At 47.1% G+C, this 15,290-nt stretch carries 9 protein-coding genes; 7 read left to right on the top strand and 2 right to left on the bottom strand.

Translation table 11 applies throughout. The features are described from left to right. Window positions 1-23 precede the first annotated feature (23 nt). Window positions 24-965, bottom strand: a complete 942-nt coding sequence (mdh, locus tag NQ565_RS06175) for a malate dehydrogenase (RefSeq protein ID WP_005658135.1) — start codon at window positions 963-965, stop codon at window positions 24-26. Between the two features lie 227 nt (window positions 966-1,192). Between mdh and NQ565_RS06170 the strand changes: the two genes are divergently transcribed. The 5 genes from NQ565_RS06170 (at window position 1,193) to NQ565_RS06150 (ending at window position 7,221) form a co-directional block, all read left to right on the top strand. Next, window positions 1,193-2,071, top strand: a complete 879-nt coding sequence (locus NQ565_RS06170) for a hypothetical protein (RefSeq protein WP_005658137.1) — start codon at window positions 1,193-1,195, stop codon at window positions 2,069-2,071. A 241-nt stretch (window positions 2,072-2,312) separates the two neighbouring features. After that, window positions 2,313-3,800, top strand: a complete 1,488-nt coding sequence (locus tag NQ565_RS06165; protein ID WP_040316330.1) for a TolC family protein — start codon at window positions 2,313-2,315, stop codon at window positions 3,798-3,800. Window positions 3,801-3,824: 24 nt separating this feature from the next. Then, window positions 3,825-4,811, top strand: a complete 987-nt coding sequence (locus NQ565_RS06160; protein ID WP_005658139.1) for an HlyD family secretion protein — start codon at window positions 3,825-3,827, stop codon at window positions 4,809-4,811. A gap of 44 nt (window positions 4,812-4,855) precedes the next feature. After that, on the top strand, window positions 4,856-6,037 hold the full coding sequence (locus NQ565_RS06155; protein ID WP_005658141.1) for an ABC transporter permease: 1,182 nt from the start codon (window positions 4,856-4,858) through the stop codon (window positions 6,035-6,037). After that, window positions 6,037-7,221: an ABC transporter permease gene (locus NQ565_RS06150; protein ID WP_005658143.1), complete on the top strand. Its 1,185-nt coding sequence runs from the start codon at window positions 6,037-6,039 to the stop codon at window positions 7,219-7,221. The genes NQ565_RS06155 and NQ565_RS06150 overlap by 1 nt, the downstream gene beginning before the upstream one ends. 15 nt (window positions 7,222-7,236) lie before the next feature. Here NQ565_RS06150 and NQ565_RS06145 read toward each other — a convergent pair whose 3' ends face one another. Beyond that, window positions 7,237-8,415 (bottom strand): heparin lyase I family protein, encoded by a 1,179-nt coding sequence (locus tag NQ565_RS06145; protein WP_005658146.1) that lies wholly within the window; start codon window positions 8,413-8,415, stop codon window positions 7,237-7,239. Between the two features lie 172 nt (window positions 8,416-8,587). Between NQ565_RS06145 and NQ565_RS06140 the strand changes: the two genes are divergently transcribed. Then, on the top strand, window positions 8,588-12,652 hold the full coding sequence (locus tag NQ565_RS06140; RefSeq protein ID WP_005658150.1) for a hybrid sensor histidine kinase/response regulator transcription factor: 4,065 nt from the start codon (window positions 8,588-8,590) through the stop codon (window positions 12,650-12,652). 505 nt (window positions 12,653-13,157) lie between these two features. Continuing rightward, window positions 13,158-15,287 (top strand): heparin-sulfate lyase HepC, encoded by a 2,130-nt coding sequence (hepC, locus tag NQ565_RS06135; protein ID WP_005658153.1) that lies wholly within the window; start codon window positions 13,158-13,160, stop codon window positions 15,285-15,287. The last annotated feature ends 3 nt before the right edge of the window (window positions 15,288-15,290 follow it).

Here is a 15,290-nt window from a genome sequence, read left to right as displayed (position 1 = left end):
TTATATTCCAGGTCGTCTCCCGATTAGAGAGCGCCTACTTCTTTCAGAGCAGCATTTGTCTTGTGGACGGCAGCGGCGCTGGCAGCGAATTTAGCTTTTTCGTCAGCGTTCAGTTCCAGTTCAACAATCTTTTCGATACCGTTCTTGCCAAGGATAACGGGAACACCGATGCAGATATCCGATTCGCCGTATTCACCTTCCAGATATACCGAGCAAGGAATCATCTTCTTCTGGTTGTGGATGATGGATTCAACCACATAAGCACCTGCCGCACCCGGAGCATACCATGCAGAAGTACCCAGCAACTTAGTCAGCGTAGCGCCGCCTACCATAGTGGAAGCAACTACTTCATCCAGTTTTTCCGCGCTCAACAGCGTGCTTACCGGCTGGCCTTTGTACGTAGCCAGACGAGCCAGAGGAATCATGGTAGTATCACCGTGACCGCCGATAACCATACCTTCTACTTCGTTGGCATTGCAGCCCAAAGCCTGAGACAGGAAGTATTTGAAACGAGAGCTGTCCAAAGCGCCGCCCATACCGATGATACGGTTCTTGGGGATACCCAGAGATTTCAAAGACAGATAAGTCATAGTGTCCATCGGGTTGGAGATAACCACGAGGATAGCGTTGGGAGAATATTTCAGAATGTTCTGCGCAACCGACTTAACGATGCCTGCATTCACACCAATCAACTCTTCGCGGGTCATACCCGGCTTACGGGGAATACCGGAAGTGATTACCACAACATCGGAGTTAGCTGTCTTCTCATAATCGTTGGTACAACCTACAACAGTGGTATCGAAGCCCAACAGTTGAGCAGTCTGCATCATATCCATTGCTTTACCCTCTGAAACGCCTTCTTTAACATCCAGCATTACCACTTCGTCAGCCACTTCATTAAAGGCTAACACATTAGCGCATGTAGCACCTACGTTACCTGCACCTACTACGGTTACTTTTGACATAATTTCTAAAGTTTTTGTTTATTAGTGTTCTATAAAGTTGCTACAAAAATACAACGACATTCCTGATTAAAGAAATATTTCCGTAATAATTTTAGTTAAATGAAGAATTTGATTGGGGTTAGTGATCAGTGATTGGTGATTAATGATTATTTTTGCGGCGATTTACGATTATAGAGGGAAGCATCCGTCTGTCAATCACCAATCATTAACCACTAAACACTATCAAAATGGCCAACAAGAAAAATACGCTTCAGGTTGTTGTCGGAAGCATTCTGATACTATTATTAATAGGTGTTACCGTATTGCTGATTTCAGAAAAACGCGCCAACAACGAGTTGGTGCAGGAATTCAACCTGGAAAAGGAAGACCTGGAAAACCAGTACACCGACTTCGCCAAGCAGTACGATGAATTGAAGCTCACCGTATCCAACGACTCCCTTTCCGTCCTTCTGGAGCAGGAACAACTGAAAACGCAGCGTCTGCTGGAAGAGCTCCGTACCGTAAAAAGTACCAATGCCACCGAAATACGCCGATTGAAGAAAGAACTGGCAACCCTGCGTAAAGTAATGATAGGCTATATCAACCAGATAGACTCCCTGAGCCGCCTCACTACCCACCAGAAAGAGGTGATAGCCGACGTTACCCGCAAATACAATGTCGCTTCGCAACAAATCAGCAGCCTTGCCGAAGAAAAGAAAAACCTGAATAAGAAAGTGACGCTTGCCGCCCAGCTCGATGCAACGAACATCAACATCTTTGCCGCCAACAAGCGGGGCAAGAAAGCCAAAAAGGTAAAAGACGTCGTCAAGCTGAAAATCAACTTCACAATTGTCAAGAACATAACTGCCGAAACAGGCGAACGCACCCTCTACGTCCGTATCACCAAACCGGACAACGGCGTATTGAGCAAAAGCGATTCCAATACATTCCCCTATGAAAACCGCGAACTGGTATATTCCATCAAGAAATATATAGAATATAACGGCGAGGAACAGAACGTAACGGTGTATTGGGATGTCGAGGAGTTCCTGTACGCAGGAAGCTACCGTGTAGACATATTCTCGGACGGAACGCTTATCGGTTCACAGTCGTTCAATCTGGATTGATTCGAATTGATTCGGACAGAAGAACAAAAGAACAAATTTGAGGTGTGTCAAAACTAAAATTTGTTCTTTTGTTCTTCTGTCTGAAAAAGATTGTTTTCTGTTTCTTCCCCTCCCTTAAATCAAAAAATCCGCAATTTATTTTGTAATATCATTGAAACTCTATACATTTGCATCGTTGTTTATGCAATTATTGTTGCTTCATAAAACAATATTCCCACAACATTTACAATGTATAGATACAATGAAAAAGTTCTTCTGTTTCATCTACTTGACCTGCCTGATGCTGCCAACGAGCGCACAGGGCATCCTGAGCCTGGATAGTTGCCGTGCACTGGCCGTAGCCAACAATAAGGAGCTGCTGATAAGCCGCGAGAAAATCAATGCGGCGCACTACCGTAAAAAAGAAGCATTTACAAACTATCTGCCCAAGATTTCCGCTACCGGCGGATATATGCGCAACCAGAAAGAGTTTTCCTTATTGAACGATGCACAGAAAGGTGCACTCGGCAGTGTAGGAACGCAGGTAAGCGGCGCGCTGCAAAACGGAATCCAGGGAATGATGACCCAATACCCGCAACTGGCACAGAACCCGCAATTCATGGCACTTGTGCAATCATTGGGCAATATAGACATTGCCACTCCGCTCAACGGATTGGGACAATCGCTCGTAGATGCTTTCCGCACCGACACACGCAATATGTATGCCGGAGCGCTGACGCTGACCCAACCCCTCTATATGGGCGGCAAGATACGCGCCTACAACAAAATAACCAGATATGCCGAAGAACTGGCACGCCAGCAGCACAACAGCGGAATGCAGGAAGTAATTCTGAGCACCGACCAGGCATACTGGCAAGTGGTGTCTCTCGCCAACAAGAAGAAACTGGCGGAAAGCTATCTCGAACTCCTGCAAAAACTGGAAAGCGACATAGACAAGATGATTGCCGAAGGAGTGGCGACCAAAGCGGACGGACTGTCGGTAAAAGTCAAAGTGAACGAAGCCGAAATGACACTGACAAAAGTAAACGACGGTTTAAGCCTTTCCAGAATGTTGCTATGCCAACTATGCGGATTAGACCTTTCCACTCCCGTCACTCTGGCAGACGAGCAGGAAGACGACCTGCTCCCCACCCCGGCCGACAACAGCAGCATCGACATGAATAACGTATATGCCACACGGCCGGAAGTGCGCAGCCTGGAACTCGCCGCACAAATCTATAAGCAGAAAGTGAACGTGATCCGTTCGGAATTCCTGCCGTCCGTAGCGCTCATCGGAAACTATATGGCAACCAATCCGTCCGTATTCAACAGCTTCGAAAACAAGTTCAAGGGCATGTGGAACGTAGGCGTCATGGTCAGCATACCTGTCTGGCATTGGGGAGAAGGCATCTACAAGGTAAAAGCCGCCAAGTCCGAAGCACGCATCAGCCGGTACCAACTGGACGATGCCAAAGAAAAGATAGAACTGCAGGTCAGCCAATCGGTTTTCAAGGTAAACGAAGCGGCCAAGAAACTTATCATGGCGGAGAAGAACCTGGAAAAGGCTGATGAGAACCTGCGCTACGCCACTCTCGGATTCGAGGAAGGGGTTATCCCGGCAAGCAATGTATTGGAAGCCCACACCGCCTGGTTGTCTGCCCAATCGGAAAAGATAGATGCACAGATAGACGTGAAGCTGACGGAAATCTATCTGAAGAAAGCAACGGGAAGTCTGAATATCGAGAATTAAAAACTGAAATCATAAATTACAATAATGGATACAAAATCACAAAACAGTAACATGTTGCTGGCATTCCTCACCCTGACGGGAGTAATCGCCATCGTTGCCCTCGTAGGTTTCTTCATGCTGCGCAAAGGGCCGGAAATCATACAAGGGCAGGCCGAAGTAACAGAGTATCGCGTATCGAGCAAAGTACCGGGACGTATCCTGGAGTTCCGGGTGAAAGAGGGACAGAGCGTGCAGGCAGGAGATACGCTTGCCATTCTCGAAGCCCCGGATGTGCAGGCAAAACTGGAACAGGCCCGTGCTGCCGAAGCCGCCGCACAAGCCCAAAACGAAAAAGCCTTGAAAGGCGCCCGCCAGGAACAGATACAGGCAGCCTACGAAATATGGCAAAAAGCCCGGGCAGGACTTGCCATTGCCGAAAAATCGTACAAACGCGTAAAGAACCTGCACGACCAGGGAGTGATGTCCGCCCAGAAGCTGGACGAAGTTACCGCCCAGCGCGATGCCGCACAAGCCACTGAAAAAGCCGCACAAGCCCAGTACACTATGGCGAAGAACGGCGCGGAACGCGAGGACAAGGCTGCCGCAGCCGCCCTGGTAGAGCGTGCGAAAGGCGCTGTTGCCGAAGTGGAATCATACATCAGGGAAACCTGCTTGATAGCGCAGACAGCCGGAGAGGTTTCCGAAATATTCCCCAAAACAGGCGAACTGGTAGGCACAGGCGCCCCCATCATGAACATTGCCGTTATGGACGATATGTGGGTCACTTTCAACGTGCGCGAGGATTTATTGCAGGGACTGGGCATGGGAACCGAATTTGAAGCTTTCATCCCCGCCCTCGACAGGAACATCCGTCTGAAAGTATACTACCTGAAAGACCTCGGCACATACGCCGCCTGGAAAGCTACCAAAACAACCGGACAGTTCGACTTAAAGACATTTGAAGTCAAGGCATCTCCACTGGAGAAAACAGAAGGCCTGCGTCCGGGTATGAGCGTGATATTGAATAAGTGACAAGATTGCATAAGGTTGTAAAACAATAAGGTGACAGAGTGATAATGGAGAAGAAGAACAACAAATACACAGCCCTGCTGAATGTGATGAAACGCGAGTTGCGACGGCTCGTTTCGCGCCCGCTATACCTGTTCTGCATGGTCATAGCACCTCTGTTCTGCTATATATTCTTCACAACGCTAATGGATTCCGGCTTACCTACCGACATGCCCGTCGGCGTGGTGGACCGGGACATGACCGCCACTTCACGCCAATTGGTGCGCAACCTGGATGCTTTTGAGCAAACCGCCGTCGTAGCCCGCTATCCCGATATTTCCGATGCACGCATCGCCATGCAGAAAGGAGAAATTTACGGCTTCTACTACATCCCCGAAGGAACAGCCGCCAAAGCACAGGCACAACGGCAGCCTAAAGTATCCTTCTACACCAACAATACGTTGCTCATAGCCGGTTCACTGCTCTTTAAAGACATGAAGATGATGAGCGAACTGGCATCGGGAGCCGCCGCACGCACCGCACTATACGCCAAAGGCGCAACGGAAGAGCAGGCAATGGCATTCCTGCAACCGATTGTCATCAACACCCATCCGCTGAACAATCCGTGGCTGAATTACTCCGTATACCTGTGCAACACTTTTGCTCCGGGCGTACTGATGCTGCTTATCTTTATGATAACCGTCTACTCCATCGGGGTGGAAATCAAGGACCGTACCGCCCGCGAATGGTTGCGCACGGGCAACGGTTCCATCTGGATATCCCTTGCCGGAAAGCTGCTGCCGCATACAGCCGTATTCTTCCTTATGGGAATCTTATACAACACATACCTGTACGGTTTCCTGCATTTCCCCTGCAACAGCGGAATACTGCCGATGCTGCTCGCCACGCTCTGCCTGGTGCTGGCATCGCAAGGCATGGGCATACTGATGATAGGTACTCTGCCCACCCTGCGTCTGGGACTCAGCTTTGCTTCCCTATGGGGCGTACTGTCGTTCTCCATGTGCGGACTGTCATTTCCCGCCATGGCGATGCATCCCGTACTGCAAGGCCTGGCAAACCTGTTTCCCCTGCGCCATTACTTCCTTATCTACGCAGACCAGGCCCTGAACGGCTATCCCATGATTTACTCGTGGATGAACTATGTGGCACTGCTTGTTTTCATGATGCTTCCTTTCCTTGTGGCCCGCAGGCTGAAAGAAGCATTGATACACTATAAATACCTACCCTGATGAAACAGATTACCTTCAAACAGAAAGTAGTACAAGGCATATACGACCTGTTCTATGTATGGAAGCAGGAATTACGCAACCTCTTTCGCGACCAGGGTGTGCTGATATTCTTTGTACTCGTTCCGTTGACATATCCTTTGATATACTCGTTCATCTATACCAACGAAACAGTCCGTGAAGTGCCTGCCGTGGTGGTGGACAACTCGCGCAGTTCCCTGAGCCGGGAATATCTGAGGAAAGTGGATGCCAGTCCCGAAACAAGCATCGTGGCGCATTGCGCCGATATGGAAGAAGCCAGACTCATGCTGAAAGAGCGCAAGGCATACGGCATCATCTACATACCCTCCGGCTTCAGCGATGACATAGTCCGGGGCAAGCAGACGCAAGTCAGCATCTTCTGCGACATGAGCGGACTGCTCTATTACAAGGCATTGCTCACTGCCAACACCAACGTGTCGCTCGCCATGAATGCGGATATTAAAATGGAACGTGCCGGCAATACTACCGCCCGCCAGGATGAAATAACAGCCTACCCCATCGAGTATGAGGACATAGCCATCTTCAACCCCACCAACGGGTTTGCCGCCTTCCTGATACCTGCCGTACTCATACTGATTATACAGCAGACATTGCTGTTGGGTATCGGTCTGGCATCCGGAACAGCCCGCGAGCAAAACCGGTTCAAAGAATTGATTCCTGACGACCCTCATTACAACGGAACATTCCGTATCGTCATGGGAAAAGGATTGAGTTATTTTATGGTCTACTCGCTGGTAGCCGTGTACATACTATGTGTAGTACCGCGCCTTTTCAGCCTCAACCAGATAGCAATTCCCAGTGTGCTGGCTCTGTTTGCCCTGCCCTACCTGACAGCCTGCATCTTCTTTGCAATGACAGCATCCATTGCCATACGCAACCGGGAAACCTGTATGTTATTGTTTGTGTTCACTTCCGTACCGCTGTTATTCCTCTCCGGCATCTCCTGGCCAGGCGCCGCAATGCCCGAATTCTGGAGGTATTTTTCCTATATCTTCCCTTCCACTTTCGGAATCAACGGCTATGTACGTATCAACAGCATGGGAGCCACCCTCAACGAAGTAGCCTTCGAGTATCAGGCCCTATGGATACAAACCGGAATTTACTTCCTCACCACCTGCCTCGTCTACCAGAGAAAGAGAAGTTAGCGATTAGTGTTATCACTAATCCCTAACCGCTAACCTATAGCATACCGGCACTGTGCTGTTGCCTACGCGATAGATGCCGAACTTGAAGTAGTAGCCGTCGTCGTCGTTGCGTCCTATCAGGATTTCTTCGTTATTCACGATATGCTCTTTAACGGTTTTCTTTTTGTCGGCATACTCCATCTGCACATCCAGCTTACCCGGTTTCACAATGGTTTCGGCTTCCTTGCCGTAGGTGGTCCAGTCGATATGAATGCGGAAAGTCACCCAACAATCTTTGGGGAAGTCGGCAAAAGGCATTTTATAGGCTATCGTAGAAGCCTTGTATTCGGAAGTAACGGGCTTCATTATCGGAGTCTTTTCCGGATTGGCATTGCAACGGTCGTCTTTGTCGGTCAGCCAGCGGCGGTCCGAATTGGCCTTGATGTAGAACCAACCGCCGGAAAATCCGAAAGCCAGCGGCGGATAACCGCCCTGCTCTACCAGCCAGCCGTTCTTCTTCCCTGCCTTATAAACAGGGTTTCCCTTTTTATCTTTCACCGGATTTCCCAGCTTATCCAACTTTGCCACCTTTTCATATCCGGTATTCTTCTTGAAGATAGTAGTCTTATCCAGCTCTATGAACTCGTCAACGGTCAGCTTCTTCACTTCACCCTCAGGAGTCTGCACAAGCGTGCGGTCGGGCATGCCGTGCCATTGGGCAAAAATGGTGGACACATTGCTGTCCAAATCAGACGGAATATATACGGAAAACTCATAATCGCGCGAAGCCCCTTGCGGACAGATGCCTTTTCCGTGATGATATACGGTTTTCGTAATTTGCGCTTTCCGGTAAGCATCCGCCGGCAGTCCGTTAAAATCCGCCGAAGTGGCATAACAATAAGAAAGCTCGGCACGGCCTTTGGTTTCTCCCTTGCCGTATCCCTCCAATGTGTTGTCCTCCCGACGCAGTTCGAAACGGTAAGAAGGCTTGCCGTTGAACAGACATGTGAAATCCCGCTGAATCGCGTGTTTCTTCTTTGCACCGACAGCCACCCAGCGACCGTCTATAATCTGGTCGATACGTGCAGAGTCTGCCTGAACATTCACCCGTTCGGTCAGGGGAACCAACGTTTCAGCGCCTTTGGTTTGTGCGGTCAGCGTTGCCATGCACCCCGCTGCCGTCACCATGCAGATAGCAAAAATGTTTTTCTTCATCCTTATTTGATATTAAACTTAAAAACGATGCGGCAAAAGTACGAAAGCTGCGCCTCACACCTATCCCCTATTTGTTTCGGAAAACCCTATATTTGTGCAAATACTCCACAAGATATAGAAATTCTGAAAGATATTAGTATCTTTGGTCCATCATAAATTTTACGGTTCAATAATGAGTATCCTGAAAAAGATAACAACCATCCTGTTTATTTTATGTATAACGGGAGTCTCTAACGCTTATCCGGAAGCTTGGGGACAGATAAACTTTTCTTATATATCCATTAACGACGGTCTGTCACAAAGCACGGTCTTCTCCATAGCGCAGGACAAGCTCGACAATATGTGGTTCGCCACCTACGACGGCGTCAACAAGTACGACGGATACACATTTACCGTATATCAGCACGATGAAAACGACCCCAACAGCATCGCCAACGACATCTCCCGCATTGTTATGACCGACAGCAAGGGGCGTGTATGGATCGGCACCCGCGACGGCCTGTCGTATTATGACGAGGAAAAAGACAAGTTCCAGAACTTCTTCCTCGAAAAGAACGGCAAGCACCTGCAAGTCAACGGCATTGTGGAACTTTCGCCGGAGCGGCTGCTTATCAGCACGCTCGAAGGGCTGACTATGTTCGACATCCCCGCATCCCGTTTTGTAGACGACATATTCGGCACGGCAATGCACAAAATGGTTGCATCCGCCCTATACAGGCATGACGACCAAATCTATATAGGCACACCGTCGGACGGTCTGTACTGCTATTCCATTCCGAAGAATACACTCGAAAAACTCGCTTACATTCCAGGCAGCAAGCAAATCCAAAGCATCCTGCAGCAATCTCCTACCCGTATATGGGTAGCCACGGAAGGTTCCGGCCTTCTCCTTGTCAACCCCAAGACCCGGGAAGTCAAAACATACAGGCATTCCCCTTCCGACCCGCAATCCATCAGCTCCAACTATATCCGCTCACTGGCACTGGATTCACAAAACCGCTTGTGGATAGGAACTTTCAATGACCTCAACATCTACCATGAAGGCAACGACTCGTTCATGTCCTACAGCAGCAATCCCGTAGAAAGCGGCAGCCTGTCGCAACGCTCCGTACGCAGTATCTTCATGGACTCGCAAGGCGGCATGTGGCTGGGAACGTATTTCGGCGGACTGAATTATTACCACCCCATCCGCAACCGCTTCAAGAACATAGAGCACATCCCGTTCAAGAACTCGCTGAGCGACAATGTTGCAAGCTGTATCGTCGAGGACAAACAGAAGAACCTTTGGATAGGAACCAACGACGGCGGCTTGAACCTCTACGTCCCCGGCGCTCAGAAGTTCATCCACTATGCATTGCAGGAAAGCCAGCGCGAAGACGGCTTAGGCTCCAACAACATCAAATCCGTATACGTGGACGAACCGAGAGGACTAGTATACATCGGCGCACATGCCGGCGGCCTGAGCATCCTGCATCGCAACAGCGGACGCATGGAAAACTTCAACCAGCTCAACAGCCCGTTAATCAATGAGAACGTATATGCCATCCTTCCCGACGGAGAGAACAATTTCCTTTTAGGAACATTAAGCGCTCTGGTACACTTCAACCCGGAAAAACGGAGTTTTACCACCATCACTCAGGAAAATGACGGAACGCCAATCAACGTCCAGAAGATTACTACCCTGTTCCGGGATTCCAAAAAGCGTCTTTGGATAGGCGGTGAGGAAGGCGTGTCCGTATTCAACCAGCATGGAACCTCCATACAGAAAGCGGACATTTTACCCGAATCCACCGCTACTAAAGCATTCACCAATTACATCTACGAGGCAAACAACGGCTTGGTCTGGATAGGTACACGCGAAGGATTCTATTGTTTCGACGAAAAAGCCAAGCAGATTAAACGGTATACCAAAGCCGACGGACTGCCCAACAACGTGGTTTACGGCATTCTCGAAGACTCTTACGGCCGCCTGTGGATGAGTACCAACCGGGGTATCTCATGCTTCAATCCGGAAACGGAGAAATTCCGCAACTTCACCGAAGCGGACGGATTGCAGAGCAATCAGTTCAACACCTCTTCCTGCTACCGCACTTCCGATGGCGAGATGTACTTCGGAGGCATAAACGGCCTTACTACATTCCGTCCGGAACTGTTGCAGGACAATCCCTATACCCCGCCGGTAGTAATCACCAAGCTACAGCTTTTCAACAAGACCGTCCGTCCCGACGATGAAACCGGCATTCTGAGCAAGAATATCAGCGACACGGAAAGCATCACGCTGAAATCCTGGCAGACAGCATTCTCCCTGGAGTTTGTCGTATCGAACTACATCTCCGGACAGCATAATACATTCGCCTACAAATTAGACGGTTACGATAAAGAGTGGTACTACCTCACGGACAGGCATCCGGTGTCCTACTCCAACCTGCCGCAAGGTACTTATCACTTCATGGTGAAAGCTGCCAATAACGACGGCAAATGGAACACCACGCCTACCGTACTGGAAATCGTTATTCTGCCCGTGTGGTACAAGACCTGGTGGGCTGTCATACTGTTCCTTGCCACTTTTGCCGGCTTTGTCACATTCGTATTCCGCTTCTTCTGGATGCGCAAGAAAATGGAAGCAGAGCTTGAAATCGAACGCCGCGACAAGGAACACCGCGAAGAAATCAACCAGATGAAGATGCGCTTCTTCATCAACATTTCGCATGAACTCCGTACACCGCTTACCTTAATCCTGGCACCGCTTCAAGAGGTCATCAGTAAAATCAACGACCGCTGGACCCGCAACCAACTGGAATACATCCAGCGGAATGCCAACCGCCTGCTGCACCTTGTCAACCAACTTATGGACTACCGCCGGGCGGAACTCGGAGTTTTCGAGCTGAAAATAAAGAAAGGCAATGCCTATCGCCTGATACGCGAGAACTTCCTGTATTATGACAAGCTGGCACGCCACAAAGAGATACACTACGCTTTCCACTCCGATTTGGAAGAAAAAGAGGAACTTTTCGACCCTAACTATCTGGAACTGATTGTCAACAATCTTTTGTCCAATGCTTTCAAATATACGGACAACGGAAAAAGTATCACCGTTACCCTGAAAGAGGAAAACAACTGGCTGATACTGCAAGTGAGCGACACCGGTGCCGGCATTCCTATCAATAAGCAGGGTAAAGTGTTCGAACGCTTCTATCAGATAGAAAGCCAGCATATAGGAAGCGGCATCGGACTGTCGCTGGTACAGCGTCTGGTCGATTTGCACCACGGACGCATCGAACTGGAGAGCGAAGAGGGCAAGGGAAGTACATTCTCCGTCTATCTGCCGCAAGACCTGGCCGTTTATAAGGCCACCGAGCTGGCAGACTCCAACACTTCCAAGGAAGAAGAGCAGGTGTACTCCACCAACTCCAAAGAAATGTATTTCATCGATACGGAGAAAATGGAGAATGAAGCCATAGAGACGGGCGACAAGAAACGCGGAACCATCCTTATTGTGGAAGACAATCAGGAGATTCGCCATTATCTCAGCAGCGGTTTGGCTGCATTGTTCAACATACTGGAAGCCGGAAACGGTGAAGAAGCCTTGGAAAAACTGAAGAACCATGAGGCGGACATTATTATCACCGATGTCATGATGCCTGTAATGGACGGTATCAAGCTATGTAAGAATATCAAACAGAATATTCGTACCTGCCACATTCCGGTTATCATCCTGTCTGCCAAAACCGACATAAAAGACCAGTTGGAAGGCCTGCAAGTAGGTGCGGATGATTATATCTCCAAGCCTTTCTCCATCGCCGTCCTCACTTCCAAGATACAGAACATGATGCGTACCCGCCGCCACATGCTCGAGAAGTACGCCAAATCCTTGGAAGTGGAACCGGAGAAGATTACTTTCAATGCCATGGACGAAGAGTTGCTGAAACGCGCCGTAAGCATCGTAGAAGAAAACATTGATAATTTTGAGTTCTCTACCGATGAATTTGCGCAAAAGATGAATATGAGCCGCTCCAACCTACATTTGAAACTGAAAGCAATCACCGGAGAGTCAGCCATCGACTTTATCCGTAAAGTACGGTTCAAAAGGGCTACCGAACTGCTGAAAAGCGGACGTTATACGGTAACCGAAGTCAGCAGCATGGTGGGATTTAATTCATCTTCTTATTTTGCAACTTGCTTTAAGAAGTATATAGGCTGTTTGCCGACGGAGTACATTAAAAAAGTAAAAGGATAGTCCTTATCCCGCAAGGCAATTTTGCTTTTCAAAACACCGCATGTTAGCGTCCGAAACACCGCGTCTTTGCGAGTGAAATGCCGCGCTATAACAGATAAAATCCCTGAGGTTTGCCTAACAAATGCCTGCACTTTCGGGTGGTAAGGTGTGGAGTTTTAGATGCAACTGTATAGCATTGCCAATGAAGCTCTACAACCGGGCTTCACCCGCTATCCCGCATGAATAAAGAGTTGTGAAGGGTGAAGGAGGTACAGGCTAACATTTTTTCTGATAAGATACTGATAGAATGCACATAAGAAAGGATAGTTCCTATTCATCCAAACACCCCTCTCAGAATACCCCATGCAGGCTTTTTAAACAAATACGATATTTCATTCAACAAATTTAATAATAAAATTCAGATTTCAAAGAAAGCATAAACAAGAGAGATTAGCTCTTAGAAATCAATGTAATATATTTGCGGCAAGGAAAATTGAAACTTTTACTAATAAAAAACAACTTAAGTATGAAGAACACTCTTTTTATCTGTTTGTTCGCAATGTTTGCACTCTCCGGATGTGTTGACGACGAAGAAGAATTCGCCACAGGCGGAAACATCAGTCCTGAACTGACTCCTGAGAACAAAGAAAACGCAGTATTGAACACTGCTGTTTTTGACCAACTCAACCTCGACTATCCCGGCTTGGAAAAAGTAAAGCAATATCATGAAGCAGGTGAGGATTATCTTGCTGCCAGCGCATTGTTGGAATATTACCGAACACGAACTAATGTTATAAATCCTAATCTCTCATTGGTCGATGTAACTTACAGCGATGCTGATTTATCCAAAGCAAATTATGCATTAGAATATCGTTTTTATGTTAACGGACAACTTGAAGATCCTGCTATAGGAAAACCATATTCTGTAGGAAAAGCAGGAGCTATCAATTGGGCCAATAATCCTAAAGGAACAAGTGCAGAATATCAGAAACAGTTACACCGTCATCAATGGTTCATACCGCAAGCTAAAGTATATCGTGGAACCCATGATGAGAAATATATCAATTCCTGGATTGAAGTATATAGCGATTGGATTGTCCAAAACCCGAAGCCAGAAGCAGGACCTATAGACGAAGGTCCTTGGTGGCAGCTACAAGTAGCGACACGCGTTCTTGATCAAGTACAGCTTTTGGATTATTATAAAACATCTTCCAATTTTACTCCTGAATGGCTCACCACATTTCTGGTATCCTTTGCAGAACAAGCTGATTTTTTGCAGGCGTATCCTTATAAGTCTGGTGGAAACATCCTTATAACACAAGCCAATGCGCTTGCTACAGCCGGTACATTAATGCCTGAATTTAAAAATGCAGAAAACTGGAAGAACAAAGGAAATGAAATCTTAAATACTGAGATACAGCAATTTCTTGCAGACGGTTGGCACAAAGAATTTTCTCTGCACTATCATATTGGAGTAATTGATAATTTTTATGAAGCAATGAAGTTAGCTAATGCTAATGGACAATCAGTAGAGTTTAAAGATGCACTCCGAAAAGCAGTCGAGGTGGTAATGCACTTTACCTATCCTAATTTTTTTGCCAAAGGTAGCAGCAGTGACAGCGAAGAGAAATTAGACCAAATAGTTCCTATGTTTAATGATTCATGGAATAAGACTCGTAGTATACTTACTAAAAATTTCAAAAAATACTCAGAAATGTTCCCAGAGAGTGACGAATTGAAGTACATGGCCACATCAGGAAACGGTGGTGCATCTCAAGGTAATACTCCAGGAAACGAAATGAAACTATTTGAAGATGCAGGATTTTATATCATGCGTAATGGATGGGTTCCCGAATCAACAGTAATGATTTTCAGCAATAACAAATTTAATGACGAATCTACCAGTTTTGCTTCTTATAGCCATAACCAGCCGGATAATGGTACATTTGAACTATATATCAACAAGCGAAACTTCTTCCCTGATTCGGGTGTATGTGCTTATGAAAGTAGCGACAAGACCATACAAGGCTACCGTAACTGGCATCGTAAAACAATGCACCATAATACATTGACACTTGATGACCGGAATTGTGAGAAAGCTGACGGTAAGTTACTACAATCTGAAATTAAAGGGAACGTTGAGACACTTGTTTTTGAAAATCAAAGTTATCCCAATATGCGTCATCGCCGTGCCGTATTCTATGTAAATAAGGAGTTTTTTGTATTGGTAGACGAGGGTATCGGCAGCGCGGCTGGTTCTGCAAATTTAAGTTTCAATCTTTGCAGATATGAGTCGGAAATAGAATATGATGCCAATAAAATGGGAGCTCATACTACATTCACAGATAACAATATCGTAGTACGGACATTTACTAACGAAACAGCCACTTTCAATGAAATGGAAGGAAGAGTAGCCTATGTTGTAAAAAATGATGTATTTGACAAGCGCAAAGCTTATCAAATTAAAATAAATAAATTAGCTAATAAAACAGCTCGTTTTATTACAGTTATTTATCCTTGTAAGAAAACAGAAGGACAAACTATTGAAGCAGTATTCACAGATAATGGATACAGTGCAAACGGAGCATCAATCAAAGTAACTATTAATGGTATAGAATACCCATTATCTTATATCTTGCAATCCAATAATTTTTAAAAT

The organism is Bacteroides stercoris ATCC 43183 (genome assembly GCF_025147325.1).
Classification (GTDB): domain Bacteria; phylum Bacteroidota; class Bacteroidia; order Bacteroidales; family Bacteroidaceae; genus Bacteroides; species Bacteroides stercoris.
This window is presented reverse-complemented; position numbering and strand designations above follow the sequence as displayed.

Bases quoted from the DNA above. Each gene is read 5' to 3' on its own strand.
- mdh (WP_005658135.1), bottom strand. From the start codon at position 965: ATGTCAAAAGTAACCGTAGTAGGTGCAGGTAACGTAGGTGCTACATGC.
- NQ565_RS06170 (WP_005658137.1), top strand. From the start codon at position 1,193: ATGGCCAACAAGAAAAATACGCTTCAGGTTGTTGTCGGAAGCATTCTG.
- NQ565_RS06165 (WP_040316330.1), top strand. From the start codon at position 2,313: ATGAAAAAGTTCTTCTGTTTCATCTACTTGACCTGCCTGATGCTGCCA.
- NQ565_RS06160 (WP_005658139.1), top strand. From the start codon at position 3,825: ATGGATACAAAATCACAAAACAGTAACATGTTGCTGGCATTCCTCACC.
- NQ565_RS06155 (WP_005658141.1), top strand. From the start codon at position 4,856: ATGGAGAAGAAGAACAACAAATACACAGCCCTGCTGAATGTGATGAAA.
- NQ565_RS06150 (WP_005658143.1), top strand. From the start codon at position 6,037: ATGAAACAGATTACCTTCAAACAGAAAGTAGTACAAGGCATATACGAC.
- NQ565_RS06145 (WP_005658146.1), bottom strand. From the start codon at position 8,415: ATGAAGAAAAACATTTTTGCTATCTGCATGGTGACGGCAGCGGGGTGC.
- NQ565_RS06140 (WP_005658150.1), top strand. From the start codon at position 8,588: ATGAGTATCCTGAAAAAGATAACAACCATCCTGTTTATTTTATGTATA.
- hepC (WP_005658153.1), top strand. From the start codon at position 13,158: ATGAAGAACACTCTTTTTATCTGTTTGTTCGCAATGTTTGCACTCTCC.